We start from the raw sequence: 19,329 nt of genomic DNA, 5'->3' as shown, positions 1-19,329 counted from the left end.
TGCTGATCGGATTCGTCTGACAACATCCGGCGAACATTCTCGCACGATGCACACTGCCCTGTCTCGATTCGCGGGTACGTTTGCATTCTGTTCACAGGACGCGCAATTCGAACCGCAATCGGAAATCGCCTCGGTCGATGCTTCGATCCGCACATGTTCACCGGAGTGGTTATGAATACACACCGGTCGGTTGTTACCGTGAAATACTAACGAACGGCCGCTTCGTATAGGTTGTCCGCAGGCACCGGACATACCGGTTGTGAGTTCGTCCGATGAGGAACGTTTTCGTATCTGAAAGGCAAGTAAATCATCCTGTAAGGACTCGTATGAACTCGAATGGGACCATCTGTACTCCGGCCGGATTACGGTGATATTCGACAGGACGGGGAGGCTGTGCGACCGTAGGATTACGGAGTGGGGAAACGGCTGGCTCTCGTCGTCGCATCGGAATGTAGTGATCCCGGCAAGCGTCTGGGATTTCCGGCGCCATTGGCGGCCGAACTGGCATCGATGCTCGCGGAATATGGGGACTGGAATCCGGTGCTCCCGGACAGAACCGTTGTCACCGATCCGTCCGCGAAGGACCTGGAGAGCCGGCTGACCGACGCTGTCCGGATCGCATCCGCGGAGCAAGCGACCCTGTTGCTCGCGTTCATCGGGCACGGAGAAACCACCGCCGACGGCGACTATTTCTTTCTCTGCGCGGATTCCGATGCCGATCGGCCGCTGTCGGGAGTGGATCTGCCGGATACGATCCGGAAACTGGTCGGCGGCTCGAACGGGCTGGACGGGCTGATCCTGATACTCGACACCTGCCACACGGAGACGGTCGTGAAGCGCGCCGGCCGTGACTGGACAGGAATCCTGGCCCCCGCGGTCGGAAGGGCCGAACTTCTCGTTGCCACGGGTGCGGACGCCGCGTACCGAGGGTGCTTCACCCGAGAACTGATCGGTACTATCCGCACCGGTCTCCCGGGCAAGGGTGTCGACATCTCGGTGTCGAACCTGGCGGGACCGATCGCCGAACAGTGCCGCGACCAGGTGCCCCGCTACCTGACATTGGGATTGGGGCAGCGTTCCGCGGACGACGCCGGTGACCCCGGTCTGTGGCTGGCTCGCAATGTCACGCCGATGGTCGACGTCTTGTCGAGAAGGCCGGACTCCGACACGGTCAATGCCCTGACCCGGCGTCTGGTCGTCACCGACACGATGCGCGATCTCCTCGACGACATCACCGATCATCCGCGTGCGCGCCTGCGACTCATCATCGGGCCGAGCGGCAGTGGCAAGTCGACGTTGCTGGCGTTGCTGTTGCGACCGTATCTGGCGGACACCGGCGCCAAGGCCGTGCATGCCGCGGTGTTCCTGACCGGAACCAGTACGCGCGAGACCTTCACGTCGGAACTGGCCCGTCAACTCACAGGCGCCCACGACGCCACGGCCGACGGTCCGGGCACGGCCGACGACGGCATGCCGCTGCCGCTGCCGCTGCGCACCGCGCTGAATCGACGCGACGTGACGAGGACATCGCTCACAATCCTCGTCGACGGGCTCGACCATCCTCAGGAGGGCAGGCGCGAGCAGATCATCGAAACCCTCACCGCGCTGCTCGAATACGAGCAGATCAGGATCGTCGCCACTGCGTGCACCGATACCGACGCCCCGCTGCTGCCGCAGGTGCCCGGGATGCGAATCTTCGCGGTGCCGATGCCGTCGGAAGCCGATGTGCGGCAGTATCTGAGCGCGCACGTCGTCGACGAACGGTCGGCGCCCTGGCCGGAACGCGAATTCACCGCATTGTGGAACGCTGTCACCCCCGCCGACGGTAATCCGACCGCGGCCGGCGGCGATCGTCCATGGCCGGTACCCGGAGGGTGGTTGCTGGCCCGGCTGATCGTCGAGGTGGCGCCTCGCCTCGATGAATCCGCGCTCGCGGGTCGGCTGAGCCTCGACGCTCTGGTCCGGCACCGGATCGATATCGCTCGCGGCGCTCTGGACCTGTCGGAGAATTCCGCCACGGTCGAGGCGCTCGACATCTTCCTGAGCGTTCTGCTCGACACTCCCGCACCGGGCCCCGTCCTGCCGATCGATGTCCTCTGCCGTGCGGCACTACTTCTCGTGCGAGAGAGGAAGATCGAGCGAGAATTCCACGCGCCGTTGGCCAGAGATCTCGCGGTGTTCCTCGGCGTCCTGATCAGCCGGCGCGCCCCCGGCTCACCCGCAGAACATCTCGGCATCGCGCACACCACGCTCCGACCGTCCCTCGAAACGGCGACGGGGCAGCATCGCGTGCCCTCATCGCGCGTGCATCTGGCAATCCTGGTGGCCGCACAACAATCCGGAACCGCCCATGCCGAGGCCTACCGGCAGGTGGCTGCCATTCACCACTATCTCGGGGCCGGCGATCCCAACGGCGCACTGACCTTCCTCGCGGGCATCGGCACCGCGAGTGCCGGTGACAAGCTCGCACTGTGGCAGTCATGGCTGCCGGCATTCGGCGCTGCCCTGGGTTCCGAGCATCCGGTCACCCGCGAGGTCGAGGCCACCATCGAGCGGCTGCAGGTCCGCCGCGGAACGAGTGGCAGCCGGGCGGTGAGCCGTATTGCCATCGTGGCCGCGACATTGCTGATGGTCGCGCTGATCGCCGTATGGATCGCGGCGTCACCACCGGACGAGGCATTGGGCCTGGGACGCGTCGTACCGGTGACCACAACGACGGAACCGGATCCGCCCACCGCCTCGAGCGAGATCTCTACGACGCGGAATGCGGCGCAACAGGTTCCGATCATCTCATCGACGACCACCACCACACATCCGATCTTCATGACATCGACGAGAACCGTCACCGAGACCACGACGACCACCACGACGACTACGACTACGACGCCACCACCGGGTCCCTGCGTACCCGACCCGCATCCGTCCGCGCTCGCTTTCGGCCCGGTCCCGATTCACACCAGGTCGGAGAAATCCTTCACCATCACCTGGCGGCAGTGCATTTTCAGCAAGACGATAACTTCCGCGGCCTACAAGGTCGTCCCGGAGGACTCGACCTGCGCAGCGGGTCATTACGACACGCCCTGCACGATCAGCATCGGCTTCACCCCGGTACAAGCCGGCTCCGAATACGACGCACTGCTGATCTATGCCGACAACAACGGGAATCCGGTGAGCGTCATAAAACTGACCGGAGCCGGGCAGTGAACCGCACGGACAATGGATCATCGACGAGGCCGGACAGCCATCCGGGTGAACTCCGGTGGCCCGGCCGAGTCGGGATGACAGGATTTGAACCTGCGACCCTCCGCTCCCAAAGCGGATGCGCTACCAAGCTGCGCTACATCCCGGGGGGTGGGCCGGAGCGTCCCGGGGGACGACTGACGGTCCCACCAGAGCGGGCGACGGGAATCGAACCCGCACCATCAGCTTGGAAGGCTGAGGTTCTACCATTGAACTACGCCCGCGCGCATCCGACACCGATGGGATCGCCACGATGTCGTCTGCGCCTGAGACTGTACCGAACGTCACTCACCGAACGCCAATCGACCTGGCCGTGACGGGTGGGAACGGGTGAAGCGGGCAATTGTGGCGGGGGTTGTGTCCGGTTCGATTGTTTTCCGGCGTGGCGCGCTGCGACACGCTCAAGAACCCTGTAACGCCAGGTCGGCTGTCACGATCTCATCGGCGAATCGCCATTCGCGAGGTGCCGAACAGGCTGTGAAACAGCATTTTTCGACACCGGGTGGCTTGCTAGGATCCTTTTTGCCGGACGGGGGTATCTGGAAAGGGGGCGGTGAGCGTGCGCCGAACAAGGTGTGCCGTACCGCATGACAGTGAGCACGACCGGGAGGGCGTGACCGGCCGGAGGGCCGGCACCGGCATCGTCTGCGCGGGGTGAGGGGCCATGCGTACCGAGCTCGATACGCAGATCGCCGCCACCACTCGCGACTGGGCCCGTGCCGTGCGTCCGGGTAGTGGCATCGCCGCGTCGGCCGAGGAGCTGGAACGCAGATTCGGCTCCTTGATCGGCGAATTACTGACCTTGGCGGGTTCGGAACCGTTTCCGGTGGCCGCTGCCCGGGCGATCGGGCGGCGGCTGGCGGAGGAGCCGTTCGAACGGACCCGGATGCTGGCCCCGGCGTCGCGTGCGTTGCTGGGTTTCGCTCCGGGCGAACCGGGTTCGCTGGTGGCGACCCGGTGGCCGTTCGTGGCCAGCCACGCCATCGACAGCTATGCCGAGGCGCTGCAACAACGCGCGCTGGCGCTGCAGGAGCGCAACCTGAACGCCGCCGTGTCGGTGCGGGTTCAGGAGATCGCCGCCCTGCAGCACCGGTGGCGGCACGAGGCCACGCACGACGCGCTCACGGATCTGGCCAATCGCTCGCTGTTGCAGGAGCGGGTGTTGTCGATGGCGGCCGACCGGTCCCGCGGGGTCGGGCTGTTGCTGATCGACCTGGACGATTTCAAGCAGGTCAACGACTGCTACGGCCATGCCGTCGGCGACGAGGTGCTGGTGGAGATCTCACACCGGCTGCTCTCGGCCGCGCCGGCCGACGCGGTGGTCAGCCGGTACGGCGGTGACGAGTTCGTGGTCGCGCTCCCGGCCTGGCGGAACACGTTGCGGGAGACCGCGATGCGGGTGCTGTCCTCGTTGCACGAGCCGATCCGGACCGCCGTGGGGCCGGTCCCGGCCTCGGCCAGCGTCGGCACCTCGTTCTGTCCGGCGAACCGCGCGTGTGACTTCGCCGACCTGCTGCGCAGCGCCGATCGGGCCATGTATTCGGCGAAGACGGCGGGCAAACGCCGGTTCGCCCTGGCGCCGGTGGAGGACGACGAGGAGGACATCGAGACCGGCGGCCTGCCGACCGTCGCATTGCGCTACGGAGCCGCCGTGGCGGGATGAGCGGGCGGTATTCAGCAATTTCCGGGCGAAATTCGGACTCGCAGTACTCTGGACGGCGTGGCGCTACTGCTGATACTTCTGGTTCTCGTCCTGCTGGTATTCCTCGCGACGACCTTCGTCAGCCGGGGCAACCGCACGCGGGCGGCCACCGCGCTGGCCGACGCGAAGGCGGAGGCGCGGCGGCTCACCGAGCGGCTCGGCGGTCAGGTGTACAACCTGACCGGGACCGACGAGGCCTCCAAGCAGGCCCTCGCCGATGCCGGTGAGCGGTTGAACGCCGCCGGATCGCAGATCGACCAGGCGACCACCGTCGCACAGGTTCGACTCGCGAAGGAGTCGGCGCTGGAGGGCCTCTACTACGTACGCGCCGCCCGGACCGCCATGGGCATGGATCCGGGCCCGGCGATCCCGGAACTGGACGGCCAGCGGTCGGCCGGCTCGGTCACCGAGGACCGCAGCATCGACTTCGAGGGGCGGCGCGTCGAAGCGTCCCCCAATCCCACTCAGCAGACGCCCAACTACTATCCGGGCGGTATGGTCTCGGGCCGCCCCGTCCCGGCCGGTTGGTACTCCGAACCGTGGTGGAAGACCGCGCTGGTCGCTGGCGCCTGGGGCGTCGGCTCGGTGCTGCTGTTCGACGCCCTGTTCAGCGGTATGTCCGGAGTGGCCTACGGCGCCACCGGTTTCGAGGGTGGTTACGGCGACGGCGGCTACGACACCGGGTATCAGGACGGCTTCGACGCGGGCCAGGGAGACTACGGCGGCGGCGACTACAGCGGTGACTTCGGTGGCGGCTACGACGGCGGTGGTTACGACTCCGGCGGATACGATTCGGGCGGCTTCGGCGGCGGTGGCGATTTCGGTGGTTTCGACGGCGGCGGTGGCGGTTTCGACGGCGGCTTCTGACCCGTCACCGGACGCCGTCCGCTACGTGCCGTCGGGTTGACAAGTGGGGCACCAGAACAGGTTTCGAGCCTCGAGTACAGCGTGGCGGACAGGGGTGCCGCAGATCCGGCAGGGTTCGCCGGTGCGGCGATAGACGTAGGTGCGGGGTTTGCCCTCGGCGTAAGCGGGTGCGCCGCGGTCGTGTTCGGGCCGGACGACGACGATCTTGCCGCGGCGGACACCCAGTCGCATGAGCTCGACGAGGTCGGTCCACATCGCGTCCCATTCGTCGCGGTGCAGGTCGCGGCCGGGACGATGGGGTGAGATGTGGTGGCGGAACAGCAGTTCCGCGCGATAGACGTTCCCGACGCCGGCGACGACCGACTGATCCATCAGCAGCGCCGCGATCGAACGCGCCGAGCGATGGATGCGGTGCCAGGCGCGGTCCGGCTCGGCGTCGGCGCGCAGCGGATCCGGGCCGAGCCGCCCGGTGAGCGCGGTCACCTCCGGCCCGTACAGGACCTCGCAGGCGGAGGGGCCGCGCAGATCGGTACCCCACAGCGGACCCGCCGTGCGGCCGGTGCCGATCATCCGCATCCGCACCTGACCCACCGGATCACCCAGGGGCCCGGCTGTTTCCGTGAAGGTGCCGTACAGACCCAGATGGACGTGCACGAACAGGCCCGACTCGTACCGGTGCAGCAGATGTTTGCCCCACGCCTCGGCGCGCACCAGGACGTGACCGTCCACCAGCGCCGCGCCGTCGGCGAAGCGGCCCTGCGGGCTGGAGACCCGCACGACCCCACCCGCGAACCGCTTGTGATGCAGCCGTGCCAGGCGATGCAGCGTATGCCCTTCCGGCATGCGGATCAGCTCGGGACGACCGGTGCCACGCCCGTCTTCTCGTAGTCGGCGAGGATATCGATGCGCCGCTGGTGCCGCTCCTCGCCCGACCACGGGGTGGCCAGGAAGGCGTCGACGATCTGCAGCGCGTCCTCGGTGCTGTGCATCCGGCCGCCGATGCCCATCAGTTGGGCGTTGTTGTGCTGGCGGGCCAGTCGCGCGGTCTCGACGCTCCAGGCCAGCGCGCAGCGGGCGCCGGGGACCTTGTTGGCGGCGATCTGCTCGCCGTTGCCGCTGCCGCCGATCACGATGCCGAGGCTGCCCTCGTCCGCGACCACGCGCCGCGCGGCATCGATGCAGAAGGCCGGATAATCGTCCAGGGCGTCGTATTCGTGTGCACCGCAATCGAATACGTCGTGGCCCGCGCGCTGCAGATGATCCTTGACGTTGTTCTTCAGCTCGAAGCCGGCATGGTCGGCACCCAGGTATACGCGCATGGGTACCGATTGTGTCAGGCGTCCGACACGACATTCGCCGCGGGATCACGGCTTCGCGACCCTCGATAGAGTCGAGATCATGTCCGACGAGCACTGGCGTCCACCGGCCGTACCGCCGCCACCACCGGGCTGGAATCCCGTCACCGGGATGACCGGCTGGGATCCTCGGCTGGGACCGCCGGGCTGGGCGCCGCAACAGCCCTACGCGCCACCGCAGATCCCGCCGCACCAGCGGGAACGCGGGTTGTCGCCGTTCGGGATGCCGGCCCGGCACAGCTGGGAGATCCCGCTGCTGGTGGTGGTGATCGTGGTGACGATCCTGGCGTATCTGGTCGTGATCCTGCTGGCGTTCTACGGCCACATCGATCAGTACGGTCTGCTGCTGTTGTTCGCGCCGGTGCTGTTGTGGGCGGGTCGTGGCATGAACTATTCGCAGCAGCGCCTGAACGCCGTGCAGATGTCGCCGACCCAGTTCCCGGAGGGCTATCGGCTGGTGGTGGAGGCGGCCGGGCGGTTCGGGATGGCGAAGGTGCCCGATGCCTATGTGGTGCTGGGCAACGGGCAGATCAACGCCTTCGCCTCCGGTCACGGTTTCCGCCGGTACGTCTGTGTCTACAGCGATCTGTTCGAGGTGGGCGGCGCGGCGCGCGATCCCGATGCGCTGGCGTTCATCATCGGCCACGAGGTCGGTCACATCGCCGCCGGGCACGTCTCGTACTGGCGGCAACTGGGCATGTTCGTCGGGCCGTTCCTGCCGCTGCTCGGCTCCTCATTGATCCGCGCGCAGGAGTACACCGCCGACAATCACGGGTACTGCAACCGGCACGTCGGCGCCCCCGGCGCGATGCGGACGCTGGCCGCCGGCAAATACCTGAACAGCCTCGTGCAGTTCGACGAGATGGCCGACCGCGCACCCCGGGAGAAGGGATTCTTCATCTGGGTCGTCAATGCGATGGCCTCGCATCCGGTGCTGACCTGGCGCATGTGGGCACTGCGCGATCGCAGCCGCCACGGCAAGTTGTTCCTGCGCCCCAGCGCGCCTGCGCCCGTACGGTTCACGGGCGCACCGCCGGGCTATCCGCCGCCGGGTGGTCCGTACGGGGAGGTTCCGCCGTATCGTCCGCAGTGAAACGATTGGCGGACAAGGGGATTCGAGGCGCGCCGGAGGGTCGGTACCGCGCCGCGCCGGAGTGGGGCAGACTGCCGGGGTGAGTATGAGGTTCAGCGCGGGAGTCCTGTTGTTCCGGCGGCATGCCGAACTCGAGGTCCTGCTCGGGCATATGGGCGGTCCGCTCTGGGAACGGAAGGACGCCGCCGCCTGGTCGATCCCGAAGGGCGAATATCTGCCCGAGGAGGAGACCGCGGCCGCGGCCGCCGCGCGCGAGTTCGAGGAGGAACTCGGCCTGCCGGTGCCGGCGGGGGAGTGGGTGCCGCTGGGCGACGTGCGGTACGGCGCCGGGAGCCGCGCCAAACAGGTGACGGTCTGGGCCGTCGAGGGTGATCTCGATCCGGCACTGGTGGTGCCGGGGACCTTCGAGATGCAGTGGCCGCCCCGATCGGGTCGTATCCAGTCCTTTCCCGAGATCGACCGGGCGGCCTGGCTCGGGCTGGCGGCGGCCCGGGAGAAGCTCGGGGTCGGGCAGCGGCCGTTTCTCGACCGGATCGCCGCCCATGCCGACGGCACGCTGCCGCGCTGACCGCGCGTCCAGCTTTCTCCCAGGTTGAGTGCGGAACAATGGGGTACGTGAACAGCCCGACGTCGCATGCCGACACGCCCGCCGCCGAGAATCCCCGGCTCGCCACCGATGGGCTGCCGAGGACGAGGCGCCGATGAACCTGCACCGCACGCTGCGGCGCCGGGTGTCCTCGATCCCGCTGCGCATCGGTCTGGTGGTCGCGATGGTCACCCTCACCGGGCTGGTTCTCCTGGCGTGTGGATTCGCGGTCACCTCGTCGCTGTCGAAATCGCTGACCGCTCGCACCGACGATCAGATCACCGATGCGGTGCAGAGTTGGGCGCGGCCGCGGCCGATGAAGCAGGTGGACACCGTGAACGGGACGCGCTGGGTGCCGGCCGATCTGCAGGGACCACCGCCGCCGCAGCCGTCGTCGAACGCGGAGCAGCCGCGGCGGTTCTTCGAACTGCGGTTGTCACCCAGCGGGGACATCTATCAGCAGGAGGGACCGCGGGTCTCCGCGCCGAAGCTGCCGGAGAAGCCGGTGCCGGGACCGGTCACCGTCCCCTCGGTGGACGGGACCACCACCTGGCGGATCGTCACGATGAGCAACCAGTACGGCTCGAACACCGTGGGCCTGCCGCTGACCGACAATCGCGACACCGTCTCGCGGCTGATCGCCTTCGAACTCGGCACCGGACTGGCCGGGCTGGCCCTGCTCGGCGCCGCCGGATATCTGGTGGTGCGGCGCAGCCTGCGCCCGTTGCGGCAGGTCGAGGAGACCGCCGCGGCCATCGCGGGTGGCGATCTGAACCGGCGGGTGCCGGTCCGCAACGTGGAGACCGAGGTCGATCACCTCGCCCAGTCGCTGAACGCCATGCTCAGTCAGATCCAGCACGGTGTCACCGCGACCGAGGCGTCGGAGGAGGCGGCCCGGCGGTCCGAGGCGAAGATGCGGCAGTTCGTCGCCGACGCCAGCCATGAGTTGCGCACCCCGCTGACCACGATCCGTGGTTTCGCGGAGCTGTATCGGCAAGGCGCCAGCCAGGATCCGCGACTGGTGCTGGAACGCATCGAGGGCGAGGCCGGCCGGATGAGCCTGCTCGTGGAGGATCTGCTGATGCTGGCCCGGCTGGACGCGCAACGGCCGCTGGAACGCAGGCCGGTCGACCTGCTGACCCTCGCCGGCGACGCGGTGCACAATGCCCAGGCGATGGCCGCGCAGCAGGCCGGCCCGGACAGTCCACCCCGCCCGATCTCCCTCGAAATCGCTTCCGGCACCGGCACTCTGGAGGTTCGCGGCGACGAGCCCCGGCTGCGGCAGGTGCTCGCGAACCTGCTCGGCAACGCCTTGGCCCACACCCCGCCCGGTACGCCGGTGACGGTGCGGCTGACCCCGGAGGTGGAGCGGGTGCGCATCGACGTCGCCGACAAGGGCCCCGGGCTGTCCGAGGAGGCCGTGGCGCGGGTGTTCGAGCGGTTCTATCGCACCGACGCCTCGCGGACCCGATCCAGTGGCGGGAGCGGGCTGGGGCTGTCGATCGTGCGGGCACTGGTGACCGCGCACGACGGCGAGGTGAGCGTATCCAGCGAGCCGGGCGCCGGCGCGACCTTCAGCGTCGTGCTGCCCCGCTGACCTCGGCACATACGGCACAGCGATCTCCCAGAGTTTATCCAGTGACGCTGCAGCATCGGGCCCGATGCTTGAGTCATGACCGAGATTTCAACCGTTGTTCCCGCTTTCGATCGCCGCGGTGCGGCGGTTACCGCACCTGTGGTGGACGTGGTGATTCCCGTCTACAACGAGGAGCGTGATCTCGGCGTCTGCGTGCGCCGGCTGCACGAATTCCTCCGCGGCGGTTTCCCGTTCACGGCCCGGATCACGATCGCCGACAATGCGTCGACCGATGCCACCCTGGAGGTGGCGCGGTTGATGGCGGCGGAGCTCGACGGGGTCCGGGTGGTTCATCTGGATCGCAAGGGCCGGGGCCGGGCGCTGCGCGCCGTCTGGGAGGCCTCCGATGCGGAGGTGGTCGCGTATATGGATGTGGATCTGTCGACGGATCTGAACGCGTTGCTGCCGTTGGTGGCGCCGCTGGTGTCCGGGCATTCGGATCTGGCGATCGGTACCCGGTTGTCGCGGTCGTCGCGGGTGGTGCGGGGGCCGAAGCGGGAGTTCATTTCCCGGTGCTACAACCTGATTCTGAAGGCGTCGTTGCAGGCGCGGTTCTCGGATGCGCAGTGCGGGTTCAAGGCGATGCGGACCGAGGTGGCGCGGAAGTTGTTGCCGTTGGTCGAGGACGGGGAGTGGTTCTTCGACACCGAGTTGCTGGTGCTGGCCGAGCGGTCCGGGCTGCGGATCCACGAGGTCCCGGTGGATTGGATCGATGATCCGGATTCGCGGGTGGACATCGTCGATACCGCTCGCAAGGACCTGCTGGGCGTCTGGCGGGTGTCGAAGGGTCTGGCCACCGGAGCACTCCCGGTGGACGAGTTGCGCGCCGCGATCGGGCGGGAGCCGCTGGTCGACGGGGTGCCGCTGGGTATGGTCGGGCAGTTGGTGCGCTTCGGCATCATCGGCGTCGCGTCGACGCTGGCCTACATGCTGCTTTATGTGCTCCTGCAGCCGCTGGCGGGGGCCCAGGCGGCCAACTTCCTGTCGTTGCTGATCACCGCGGTCGGCAATACCGCCGCCAACCGGGCGTTCACGTTCGGGGTGCGGGGATCCTCGCGACTGGTGTCGCAGCATGTGCAGGGTCTGCTGCTGTTCGTGTTCGCCTGGGTGGTGACCAGTGGTTCGCTGTTCGCACTGCATCGCTGGGCGCCGGACGCGGCGGTACACCTGGAACTGGTCGTGCTCGTGGTGGCGAACCTGGTGGCGACCGTCACCCGCTTCGTCGGGCTGCGGTTCGTGTTCCGCAACGAAGTGCCCGCCGACGCGGTGCGCAGCGAACAGGCCGCCGCCGACCGACTGGACCGCGTCTACGCCGACGTGTGAATCCGCCCCCGACCTGGAGTCCGGCTCGCCTGCGAGCCGGGCTCCCAGTGTTCTCCCAGCTTCGTCGCAGCGGCGGACGGAGTACGTCTGCGAGGCTGGGCGCCATGACCGATACCGCGATCGCGCCTAGCCGCGCTGCATCCGGACCCCCGGAGCCGGATCGACCCGCCGACCGGACAACCTCGATCCGCGATTACGCCGCATTGGCGTTGTTGCTGGTGGGGACGGCTGTCGCGTATTTCTGGAATCTGAGCAGCAACGGGTGGGCGAATTCGTTCTACGCGGCGGCCGTACAGGCCGGGGCGAAATCGTGGAAGGCGTTCTTCTTCGGGTCCTCGGATTGGGGTAACTCGATCACGGTCGACAAGACCCCGGCCTCGTTGTGGCCGATGGAGATCTCGGTGCGGGCGTTCGGCCTGCATTCGTGGAGCCTGCTGTTGCCACAGGTGCTGCTGGGTGTCGGGTCGGTGGCGCTGATCTGGGTGACGCTGCGGCGGACCGTGGGACCGGCCGCGGGCCTGCTCGGTGGTCTCGGGCTGGCGGTGACGCCGGTGGCGGCGTTGATGTTCCGGTTCGACAACCCGGATGCGGCGCTGGTGTTCCTGATGCTGGCGGCCGTGTGGGCGATGACCCGTGCGCTGGCCGACGGCCGGTGGCGCTGGCTGATGCTGTGCGGGTTGTTCGTGGGACTGGGGTTCCTGGCGAAACAGTTGCAGGTGATGCTGGTGCTCCCGGCATTGGCCCTCACATATCTGGTGGCGGGTCCGCCGCGGTGGGGAACGCGCTTGCTGCAACTGCTGGCCGCGGGTGCGGCGTTGGTGGCGGGTGCGGGCTGGTGGGTGCTGGCGGCGCAGTTGTGGCCGGCCCGGTCCCGTCCGTATTTCGGTGGGTCGGAACACAATTCGACGATGGAGCTGGCGTTCGGCTACAACGGACTGGATCGGCTGGGAGTCGGCGACAACAGCGGATTCCCCGGACCGCCACCCGGGGGTGGTTCCGGTCGCCCGCGCTTCAACTTCTTCGGCTCCGAGCCGGGATTGCCGCGCCTGTTCAGCGAGACGGTCGGCGGTCAGGTCGCCTGGCTGATCCCGGCGGCGTTACTGCTGTTCGCCGTCGCGATCGTCCTGCGCGGCAGGGCACCCCGCACCGACCCCCAGCGGTCCGCCCTGCTGCTGTGGGGTGGCTGGGCCCTGGTGACCGGACTGGTGTTCAGCTTCATGCGCGGCATCTTCCACCAGTACTACACGGTCGCACTGGCCCCGGCCGTCGCCGGGACACTCGGCCTCGGTGTCGTGCTGACCTGGCGTGAACGCGAAAAGCTCTGGGTGCGTGCGGCTCTCGCTTCGGCGATGGCTCTGACCACTGCCACCGCAGTCGTATTCCTCTGGCGGACACCGTCGTTCGTGCCCTGGTTGCGCTGGATCGTTCTCGTGGCAGGCGTGCTCGCCACGATCGCACTGCTGATCCCGAACCCCCGGCGCCTGGCCCTCGGCTCCGCGGTACTGGCAACCGTAGCCGGGCTCGCCGCCCCGGTCGCGTATTCGATTCAGACAATTGCCCTTCCGCACAACGGCGGCATCGTCCTCGCGGGTCCCCGCACGGGCAACGGCTTTCCGTGGGGGCCGGGGCCTGGTGGGCCCGGTGGACCGAATGGTCAAGCGGGTCCGGGTGGGCCTGGTGGTCTTCCCGGCGCGGGAGGCGCAGCACAGCAACCGGCGCCGGCCGGCAATGGGATACCCGGCAACGGCCCCGGTGGCCCGGGTGGTTCCGGTGGGCGGCGCGGGTTCGACGGACCCGACGATCAAGTGGTGGCGCTGCTGCGTGCGGGTGGCTCCGGATATACCTGGGCCGCCGCCACGATCGGCTCGATGAGCCAGGCGGATCTGCAGTTGGACAGTGGGCAGGCGGTCATGCCGATCGGCGGCTTCGGTGGTGGCGATCCGTCGCCGACCCTCGAACAATTCCAGCAGTACGTGGCTGCGCACCGGATCCATTACTTCGTGACCGGTAACGGCGGACCGGGCGGTGGTGGTCCGGGCCGCAACAAGGATTCGGCGGCGGCGAAGATCAGCCAGTGGACCAAGGACCACTACACCGGGACCGTAGTGGGAGACAGCACGGTCTACGACCTCACAGCTCCCCGAATCTCGTAACCCGAGCGCGAAACCCGCCGGGCCCAAAGGGTTTCGCCGCGTGCGCCCGAACCCGGGAACACACGGCGCACCGGTGTCCGGCGATCGGGTCGGCATCATCCCCGACGGTCGGTCCGGCATGTCCCTGACGGTCACGCCAGCCGTAGCCCGGCGGTCGGGTGGCGTGTGTCCGACGGTAAAGCGGTGCGTGTACAACCCGTCGGGCGTCGTGTGTCCGGCGGTCGGGCCGGTGTGTTCGGCGAACCTGGCCGGTTGTGCCGGGCCATCGGGCCGGTGTGTGGTCGATGGCCCGGCTGCGGCTGGGACGCGGATACTTCAGAGGCGGGGGTCTACCGGTTCGGACTCCAGGGCGAGGATTGCGAAGACCGCTTCGTGGATGCGCCAGAGTGGTTCGCCTGCGACCAGGCGGTCCAGGGCTTCGAGGCCCAGGGCGTATTCGCGTAGGGCCAGGGAGCGTTTGCGGCCCAGGCCGCGGCTGCGTAGGCGGGTCAGGTTGTCGGGGTGGCGGTACTCGGGGCCGTAGATGATCCGGAGGTATTCCGGGCCACGGCATTTCACGCCCGGTTGGACGAGACGGTTGCTGCGCGTGGCGGTTCCGTGGACCAGGGCATCGGTCGGCTTGACGACCATGCCCTCACCTCCGGCGGTGGTCAGGGTGGACCACCAGGCGGTGGCGGCTGCCTCGCTGTCCGGATCGGTCAGGTCCACCAGGATTCTCGCGGTGGGTGTGAACAGGGCCGGGTCGGCCGTGACCAGGGTGTCCAGCTGGGACAGGTGCCAGGGGTGGTCGCGGACGGCGTAGTTGACGCCTTCTCCGGCCAGGATCTGGAACGGTGCCAGGCGGACGCCCTCCGGGCCGTCGACGGTCCAGCAGTAGTGGCCGTAGGCGGCGGTGAAGGCGTCTGCGTCTGCTCGTCTGGTCGTGGTGCGGGTGGCTAGTTCGGCGACGTCCACGCCTCGGGTGGCGGTGGCGGCGAGTACCGCCTCCGCCGCGGTCAGGGCGGTGCGGGCGGCGGCGCCGACGGCGGCGTACTGCTCGCGCAGCAGACCCATCGCCTTTGCCGACCAGGGGAGCAACTCGGTGTCCAGGACCAGCCAGGACGTGTCCAATGTGTCGAACAGGCCGGCGCTTTCGGCGGCGGCGCGCGTGCGGGACAGGAGCGTCTCGGTCAGTGCCGGGTCGTCGAAGAACGGGCGGCCGGTGCGGGTGTACAGGGCGCCGGTGGTGCCGTCGTCGACGCCGAAGCGGTCGCGGGCGGCCTCGGCGGTGCGTGCGAGTACCACGATCGCGCGCGAGCCCATGTGCTTCTCCTCGCACACGACCGTCGTCACGCCTTCCGAGCGGAAGTAGTCGAAGGCCTGGGCGGGATGTTCCAGCAGGTCGCCGGAGTTCGTGGTGGCGCACGGCGACATGGTCGGCGGCAGATGGACCAGCCAGCGCGGGTCGACGGCGAACCGGCTCATGACTTCCAGTGCGGCGCCGGCGTTCTCCTCCTGGACACTCACCCGGCCCAGATACCCGGTCTCCACCACGCGGCGGCCGATCACGTCGTCCAGATCGAGGACACCGGGGTCGCCGTGGCGGACACCGTCCACTCCGGTCGATGCCAGCGGGCGCACCGGCTCATACCAGACCTGTTGTGCCGGAACGGATATCGGCTCGCGCTCCGGGTATCGCAGTGCGGTCAAGCGGCCGCCGAACACCACGCCGGTGTCCAGGCAGAGGGTGTTGTTCACCCAGTGCAGGTCGGCGACGGGGGTGTGGCCGTACAGGACGGTGGCGCGGCCGCGGTATTCCTCGGCCCACGGATGGCGTACCGGCAGACCGTATTCGTCTGTCTCGCCGGTGGTTTCGCCGTACATCGCGAACGAGCGCACCCGGCCGGAAGCACGGCCGTGGTACTCCTGCTTCAGGCCGGCGTGGGCGACCACCAGGTTGCCGCCGTCGAGCACGTAGTGGCTGAGCAGGCCGTGGCAGAAATCGCGCACGGTGGACCGGAACTCGTCGGACTCCCCGTCCAGCTGGCTCAGCGACTCGGCCAGGCCGTGCGCCACGGTGACCTTGCGGCCGCCCAGGGCCCGCACCAGCTTGTTCTCGTGATTGCCGGTGACGCACAGCGCGTTTCCGGCCCCGACCATGCCCATGACCAGGCGTAGGACACCTGGTGTGTCGGGGCCGCGGTCGACCAGATCGCCGACGAACACGGCGGTGCGGCCGTCGGGGTGGCGCGCGTCGATTGCCCGGCCGTGGTCGTCGCGGTGCAGTCGGTAGCCGAGTGTGCCGAGGAGGTCCTCCAGTTCGGCCCGGCAGCCGTGCACATCGCCGATGACGTCGAAGGGGCCGGTCAGCTCACGCTTGTCGGTCCAGGCCTTCTCGTCGACGACGGTGGCGGCATCGATCTCGTCGACTCCGCGCAGTACGTAGACGCGGCGGAAGCCCTCTCGCTCCAGGCCCCGCAGGCTGCGCCGCAGATCGCGCTGGTGCCTTGCGACGACATGGGCGGTGAGGTGGCTGCGTTCGGGGCGCAGCGTATTGCGTTGCAGGCACACCTGTTCCGGGACGTCGAGCACGATCGCCACCGGCAGCACATCGTGGGCGCGGGCGACCCGGACCAACTCCTGGCGGGCACTCGCCTGGACATTGGTGGCGTCGACGACGGTGCGCAGGCCGCGGCGCAGCCGCACCCCGGCGATGTGGTGCAGCAGCGCGAAGGCCTCGTCGGTGGCCGACTGGTCGTTCTCGTCGTCGCTGACGATGCCGCGGCAGGTATCCGACGACAGGATCGCCGTCGGCCGGAAGTGCTTGCGCGCGAACGTGGATTTGCCCGAACCGGTACTGCCCACCAGGGCCACCAGGCACAGTTCGGGAATGGACAGTTCGGTCATCGCCGGGCCTCCTCTGCCATGGTCGTGGCACGCTCGGATGTGCCGAACACCGCCAGCTGGGTCGGCGATCCGAGCGCCGGATCCTCGGGACCTACCGACTCGATGCGCACCGAATAGCCGTAGTTCCGGCCGATGCTCGCGGCCCAGCTCGCGAATTCGGCCCGGCTCCACTCGAATCGGTGATCCGTGTGCCGGAATCCGCCCGCGGACAGGTTTTCGTAGAGCGAGTTGTACTCGCCGTTGGGTGTGGTGACCACCACGGTCGCGGGCCGGGCCGCACCGAACACCGAGTGTGCGAGGGCCGGCAGCCGTGGCGGATCGATGTGCTCGATCACCTCCATGAGCACGGCGGCGTCGTAGCCGCGCAGTGCGGCGTCGGTGTAGGTCAGCGCACCCTGGCGCAGCTGGATCCGGTGTGCCATCGCACCCGGCATCCGGTCGAGCCGCCGTCGCGCGATCTGTAGTGCTCGCGTCGACACATCCACTCCCACGATCTCCTCGAACATCTTGTCTGCCAGCAGGTCTCGCAGCAGCACTCCTTCACCGCACCCGAGATCGAGCACCCGCCGCGCCCCGGTGGCCCGCAACGCGCTCATCACCGCTCGCCGCCGCAGCACCGCCAGCGACACCGGGGCCGGTTGTGGTTCCGGCAGAGGCGACCGCGTGCCGTCGTGGCGGGGTGCCGGATGGACATCGGTCACCGGCCCGGTCGAGTCCGAGCCCGCGTCATCGGCCACCTCCACCTCGTCGACCGCATCCAATTCCTCGGGTGCGGCGTCGTCGATTTCGGCGAGCCGGGCCAGCGCCGTGCGGACGAGTGACTGGCGGCGGGCCAGGTAACGGCGGGTGATCCAGTCGCGTTCGGGATGGGCCGGTAGCCAGTTCGCGCCGGCGCGCAGCAGTTTGTCGATCTCGTCGTCGGCAAGCCAGTAGTGCTTGCCGCCGTCGAGGACCGGCAGCAGGACGTACAGATGGGTCAGGGCGTCGGCGAGGCGCAGGGTGCCCGCCAATTCCAGTCGTACGTAATGGGAATCGCCCCACTCGGGAAATGCGGGGTCCAGAACGACGGGTGTGGCCGTGACCGACCAGCCCAGGGGTGCGAACATCCGCTCGGCGCGGTCGGGGCCGCCCTTGCACGGAACGGCCGGTAGTTCGATGCGCAGGGGCAGGATGGTATCCGGTAGCTCCGGGCGACGCGCGCAGCGGCCGTGCAGGGCGCTGGAGAACACCGTGGAGATGGCCACCGCCAGTAGCGACGTCGCCGCGTAGGGGCGGTCGTTGACGTACTGGGCCAGGCTGAATTCCGGTGTGCCACGGGTCTTTCCGCGTACCAGCCGGACCGGGTCGATCTCCAGCAGCAGCGCCGCGGTGCACCGCTGCTCGGTGGCCTCGGGGTAGAGCACGTGGGCGGTGCCGTAGGACTGATCGAACACCTGCGCGCGGTCCGGGTGCTTGTGCAGCAGGTAGCCGAGATCCGTTGCCGCCCAAGCGGCATCGTCGGGTCGCGTGCAGGTGATGGTCAACAGCATGTCGAGATCGTCACCCGGGAGCGACGGGTGTGGCAAGCTGTTTCCGGTTCTCGCACCCCGCTGCCGAGGACTCGCCGGATCAGGACACGGCGAACCGATCAGACCGCCGTGCCGAGCGGGGCCAGCCGGTCGAAGACGGCGGTCGCGGGCTGATACAGCTGGACCGAACGCAATTCGTGCACGTGCAGGTGGCCGTCGAGGCGTCGGACCGCCCAGTTCGGCGGCCGGTTGCGGCGGCGGGCGGCGTACGCGGTCATCAGGTCGCGGGCGAGCTGGGGCGGTGGCACGCGGTACGCGGCGCGCCGGTGCAGGTTCAGCACCAGTACGTGTTCCGGTAGCGCGTCCAGGTCGGCCGGGTCGCCGAGCAACCGGAACGAGCGGGCCCCGATCGGGCCGTCGGTGTCGCGGCCGAGGAATTCGGTTATCGCGGCTGATGATTCGGCGGTGGCGATCAGCCGCGGGACCAGGTCGGGGACCGGATTCGCAGCGCCGTGCCGACCGGCGCGCAGCGGTTCGTGCCGGGCGATCAGGTCGGCGAGCGCGTCCCGCAGCCCCACGGCGTAGAGGTAACCGGTGAAGCGCAGGGCGAAGGAGGTGGTGATGCCGTGTGACGGTGCGGCCGGCCGCGGGGCGGGGGCCACCGCGGTGGTGCTGCGGAGCTCCATGTTCGTCCAATCCTCATCGGCGTCCCAACCGGTTTCGTCGTCGGGAGTGATGCGGAGCCTATACCTCCGAAGTGGGTTAAGCGGATGTGTTTCATTCTTATTGAGTGGACTCACGAATCGCCAGGTCAGACCCTTCGTCAGCTGTGCGGTAGCTAGTGTTTCACTTTGTGCCACTGGCGGATTGCGGCCATCCGGATCGGCCGTGTTGACATCGCTGTTGTCGGCCGGGCCGTGTAGGTTCGCCCCGGCGGCCCGGCGGGGTCGCCGAACGGATGTGCAACGACATCGAGGAGG

The 19,329-nt window shown here is 68.4% G+C and carries 13 protein-coding genes and 2 tRNA genes; 8 read left to right on the top strand and 7 right to left on the bottom strand.

Annotated features, from left to right (window positions below):
* The first annotated feature begins 414 nt into the window (after window positions 1-414).
* Window positions 415-3,204, top strand: coding sequence for an AAA family ATPase (locus G361_RS50425; protein ID WP_196814511.1), 2,790 nt, complete (start codon window positions 415-417; stop codon window positions 3,202-3,204).
* Between the two features lie 69 nt (window positions 3,205-3,273).
* Here the strand turns inward: G361_RS50425 and G361_RS0119685 are convergent.
* A tRNA-Pro gene (locus G361_RS0119685) sits at window positions 3,274-3,347 on the bottom strand.
* Between the two features lie 46 nt (window positions 3,348-3,393).
* Window positions 3,394-3,464 (bottom strand) — tRNA-Gly (locus tag G361_RS0119680).
* 440 nt (window positions 3,465-3,904) lie between these two features.
* Between G361_RS0119680 and G361_RS0119675 the strand changes: the two genes are divergently transcribed.
* Together G361_RS0119675 and G361_RS0119670 are read left to right on the top strand one after the other, a co-directional pair.
* Window positions 3,905-4,903: a GGDEF domain-containing protein gene (locus tag G361_RS0119675; RefSeq protein WP_019928824.1), complete on the top strand. Its 999-nt coding sequence runs from the start codon at window positions 3,905-3,907 to the stop codon at window positions 4,901-4,903.
* A gap of 57 nt (window positions 4,904-4,960) precedes the next feature.
* A complete protein-coding gene (locus G361_RS0119670) occupies window positions 4,961-5,809 on the top strand; it encodes a hypothetical protein (RefSeq protein ID WP_019928823.1) in 849 nt (282 codons plus the stop codon).
* 21 nt (window positions 5,810-5,830) lie between these two features.
* Here the strand turns inward: G361_RS0119670 and G361_RS0119665 are convergent, their stop codons facing one another.
* Both G361_RS0119665 and G361_RS0119660 read right to left on the bottom strand, forming a co-directional pair.
* On the bottom strand, window positions 5,831-6,652 hold the full coding sequence (locus tag G361_RS0119665; protein ID WP_019928822.1) for an Fpg/Nei family DNA glycosylase: 822 nt from the start codon (window positions 6,650-6,652) through the stop codon (window positions 5,831-5,833).
* A 5-nt stretch (window positions 6,653-6,657) separates the two neighbouring features.
* A complete protein-coding gene (locus tag G361_RS0119660; protein WP_019928821.1) occupies window positions 6,658-7,128 on the bottom strand; it encodes a ribose-5-phosphate isomerase in 471 nt (156 codons plus the stop codon).
* A 79-nt stretch (window positions 7,129-7,207) separates the two neighbouring features.
* Here G361_RS0119660 and G361_RS44170 point away from each other — a divergent pair, with 79 nt between their 5' ends.
* The 5 genes from G361_RS44170 to G361_RS0119635 all read left to right on the top strand — a co-directional run bounded on the left by G361_RS44170 (window position 7,208) and on the right by G361_RS0119635 (window position 13,955).
* A complete protein-coding gene (locus G361_RS44170) occupies window positions 7,208-8,257 on the top strand; it encodes a M48 family metallopeptidase (protein WP_019928820.1) in 1,050 nt (349 codons plus the stop codon).
* An 85-nt stretch (window positions 8,258-8,342) separates the two neighbouring features.
* Complete coding sequence (locus G361_RS0119650; protein ID WP_019928819.1) at window positions 8,343-8,825, top strand: NUDIX domain-containing protein; 483 nt, start codon at window positions 8,343-8,345, stop codon at window positions 8,823-8,825.
* A 133-nt stretch (window positions 8,826-8,958) separates the two neighbouring features.
* Window positions 8,959-10,440: a cell wall metabolism sensor histidine kinase WalK gene (locus tag G361_RS0119645; RefSeq protein ID WP_019928818.1), complete on the top strand. Its 1,482-nt coding sequence runs from the start codon at window positions 8,959-8,961 to the stop codon at window positions 10,438-10,440.
* Between the two features lie 75 nt (window positions 10,441-10,515).
* Complete coding sequence (locus G361_RS0119640; protein WP_052172683.1) at window positions 10,516-11,802, top strand: bifunctional glycosyltransferase family 2/GtrA family protein; 1,287 nt, start codon at window positions 10,516-10,518, stop codon at window positions 11,800-11,802.
* A 104-nt stretch (window positions 11,803-11,906) separates the two neighbouring features.
* A complete protein-coding gene (locus tag G361_RS0119635) occupies window positions 11,907-13,955 on the top strand; it encodes a glycosyltransferase family 39 protein (protein ID WP_026343254.1) in 2,049 nt (682 codons plus the stop codon).
* A gap of 315 nt (window positions 13,956-14,270) precedes the next feature.
* Here G361_RS0119635 and G361_RS0119630 read toward each other — a convergent pair whose 3' ends face one another.
* The 3 genes from G361_RS0119630 to G361_RS0119620 all read right to left on the bottom strand — a co-directional run bounded on the left by G361_RS0119630 (window position 14,271) and on the right by G361_RS0119620 (window position 19,035).
* Window positions 14,271-16,841, bottom strand: coding sequence for a polynucleotide kinase-phosphatase (locus tag G361_RS0119630; protein WP_019928815.1), 2,571 nt, complete (start codon window positions 16,839-16,841; stop codon window positions 14,271-14,273).
* On the bottom strand, window positions 16,838-18,370 hold the full coding sequence (locus G361_RS44165; RefSeq protein WP_019928814.1) for a 3' terminal RNA ribose 2'-O-methyltransferase Hen1: 1,533 nt from the start codon (window positions 18,368-18,370) through the stop codon (window positions 16,838-16,840). The genes G361_RS0119630 and G361_RS44165 overlap by 4 nt, the downstream gene beginning before the upstream one ends.
* Before the next feature lie 98 nt (window positions 18,371-18,468).
* Window positions 18,469-19,035 carry a hypothetical protein gene (locus tag G361_RS0119620; protein WP_019928813.1) on the bottom strand — a complete coding sequence of 189 codons (567 nt, stop codon included), beginning with the start codon at window positions 19,033-19,035 and terminating at the stop codon, window positions 18,469-18,471.
* Window positions 19,036-19,329 lie beyond the last annotated feature (294 nt).

This window comes from Nocardia sp. BMG111209 (assembly GCF_000381925.1).
GTDB lineage: Bacteria > Actinomycetota > Actinomycetes > Mycobacteriales > Mycobacteriaceae > Nocardia.
Note: the sequence above shows the minus strand (reverse complement) of the source record. Positions and strands in the feature narration are given on the sequence as shown.

What these genes read in the sequence shown, in the direction of transcription:
- G361_RS0119660 (WP_019928821.1), bottom strand. Translation starts at nt 7,128, where the DNA reads ATGCGCGTATACCTGGGTGCCGACCATGCCGGCTTCGAGCTGAAGAAC.
- G361_RS0119650 (WP_019928819.1), top strand. Translation starts at nt 8,343, where the DNA reads ATGAGGTTCAGCGCGGGAGTCCTGTTGTTCCGGCGGCATGCCGAACTC.
- G361_RS0119645 (WP_019928818.1), top strand. Translation starts at nt 8,959, where the DNA reads ATGAACCTGCACCGCACGCTGCGGCGCCGGGTGTCCTCGATCCCGCTG.
- G361_RS0119620 (WP_019928813.1), bottom strand. Translation starts at nt 19,035, where the DNA reads ATGGAGCTCCGCAGCACCACCGCGGTGGCCCCCGCCCCGCGGCCGGCC.
- G361_RS0119630 (WP_019928815.1), bottom strand. Translation starts at nt 16,841, where the DNA reads ATGACCGAACTGTCCATTCCCGAACTGTGCCTGGTGGCCCTGGTGGGC.
- G361_RS0119665 (WP_019928822.1), bottom strand. Translation starts at nt 6,652, where the DNA reads ATGCCGGAAGGGCATACGCTGCATCGCCTGGCACGGCTGCATCACAAG.
- G361_RS0119675 (WP_019928824.1), top strand. Translation starts at nt 3,905, where the DNA reads ATGCGTACCGAGCTCGATACGCAGATCGCCGCCACCACTCGCGACTGG.
- G361_RS0119635 (WP_026343254.1), top strand. Translation starts at nt 11,907, where the DNA reads ATGACCGATACCGCGATCGCGCCTAGCCGCGCTGCATCCGGACCCCCG.
- G361_RS0119640 (WP_052172683.1), top strand. Translation starts at nt 10,516, where the DNA reads ATGACCGAGATTTCAACCGTTGTTCCCGCTTTCGATCGCCGCGGTGCG.
- G361_RS44165 (WP_019928814.1), bottom strand. Translation starts at nt 18,370, where the DNA reads ATGCTGTTGACCATCACCTGCACGCGACCCGACGATGCCGCTTGGGCG.
- G361_RS44170 (WP_019928820.1), top strand. Translation starts at nt 7,208, where the DNA reads ATGTCCGACGAGCACTGGCGTCCACCGGCCGTACCGCCGCCACCACCG.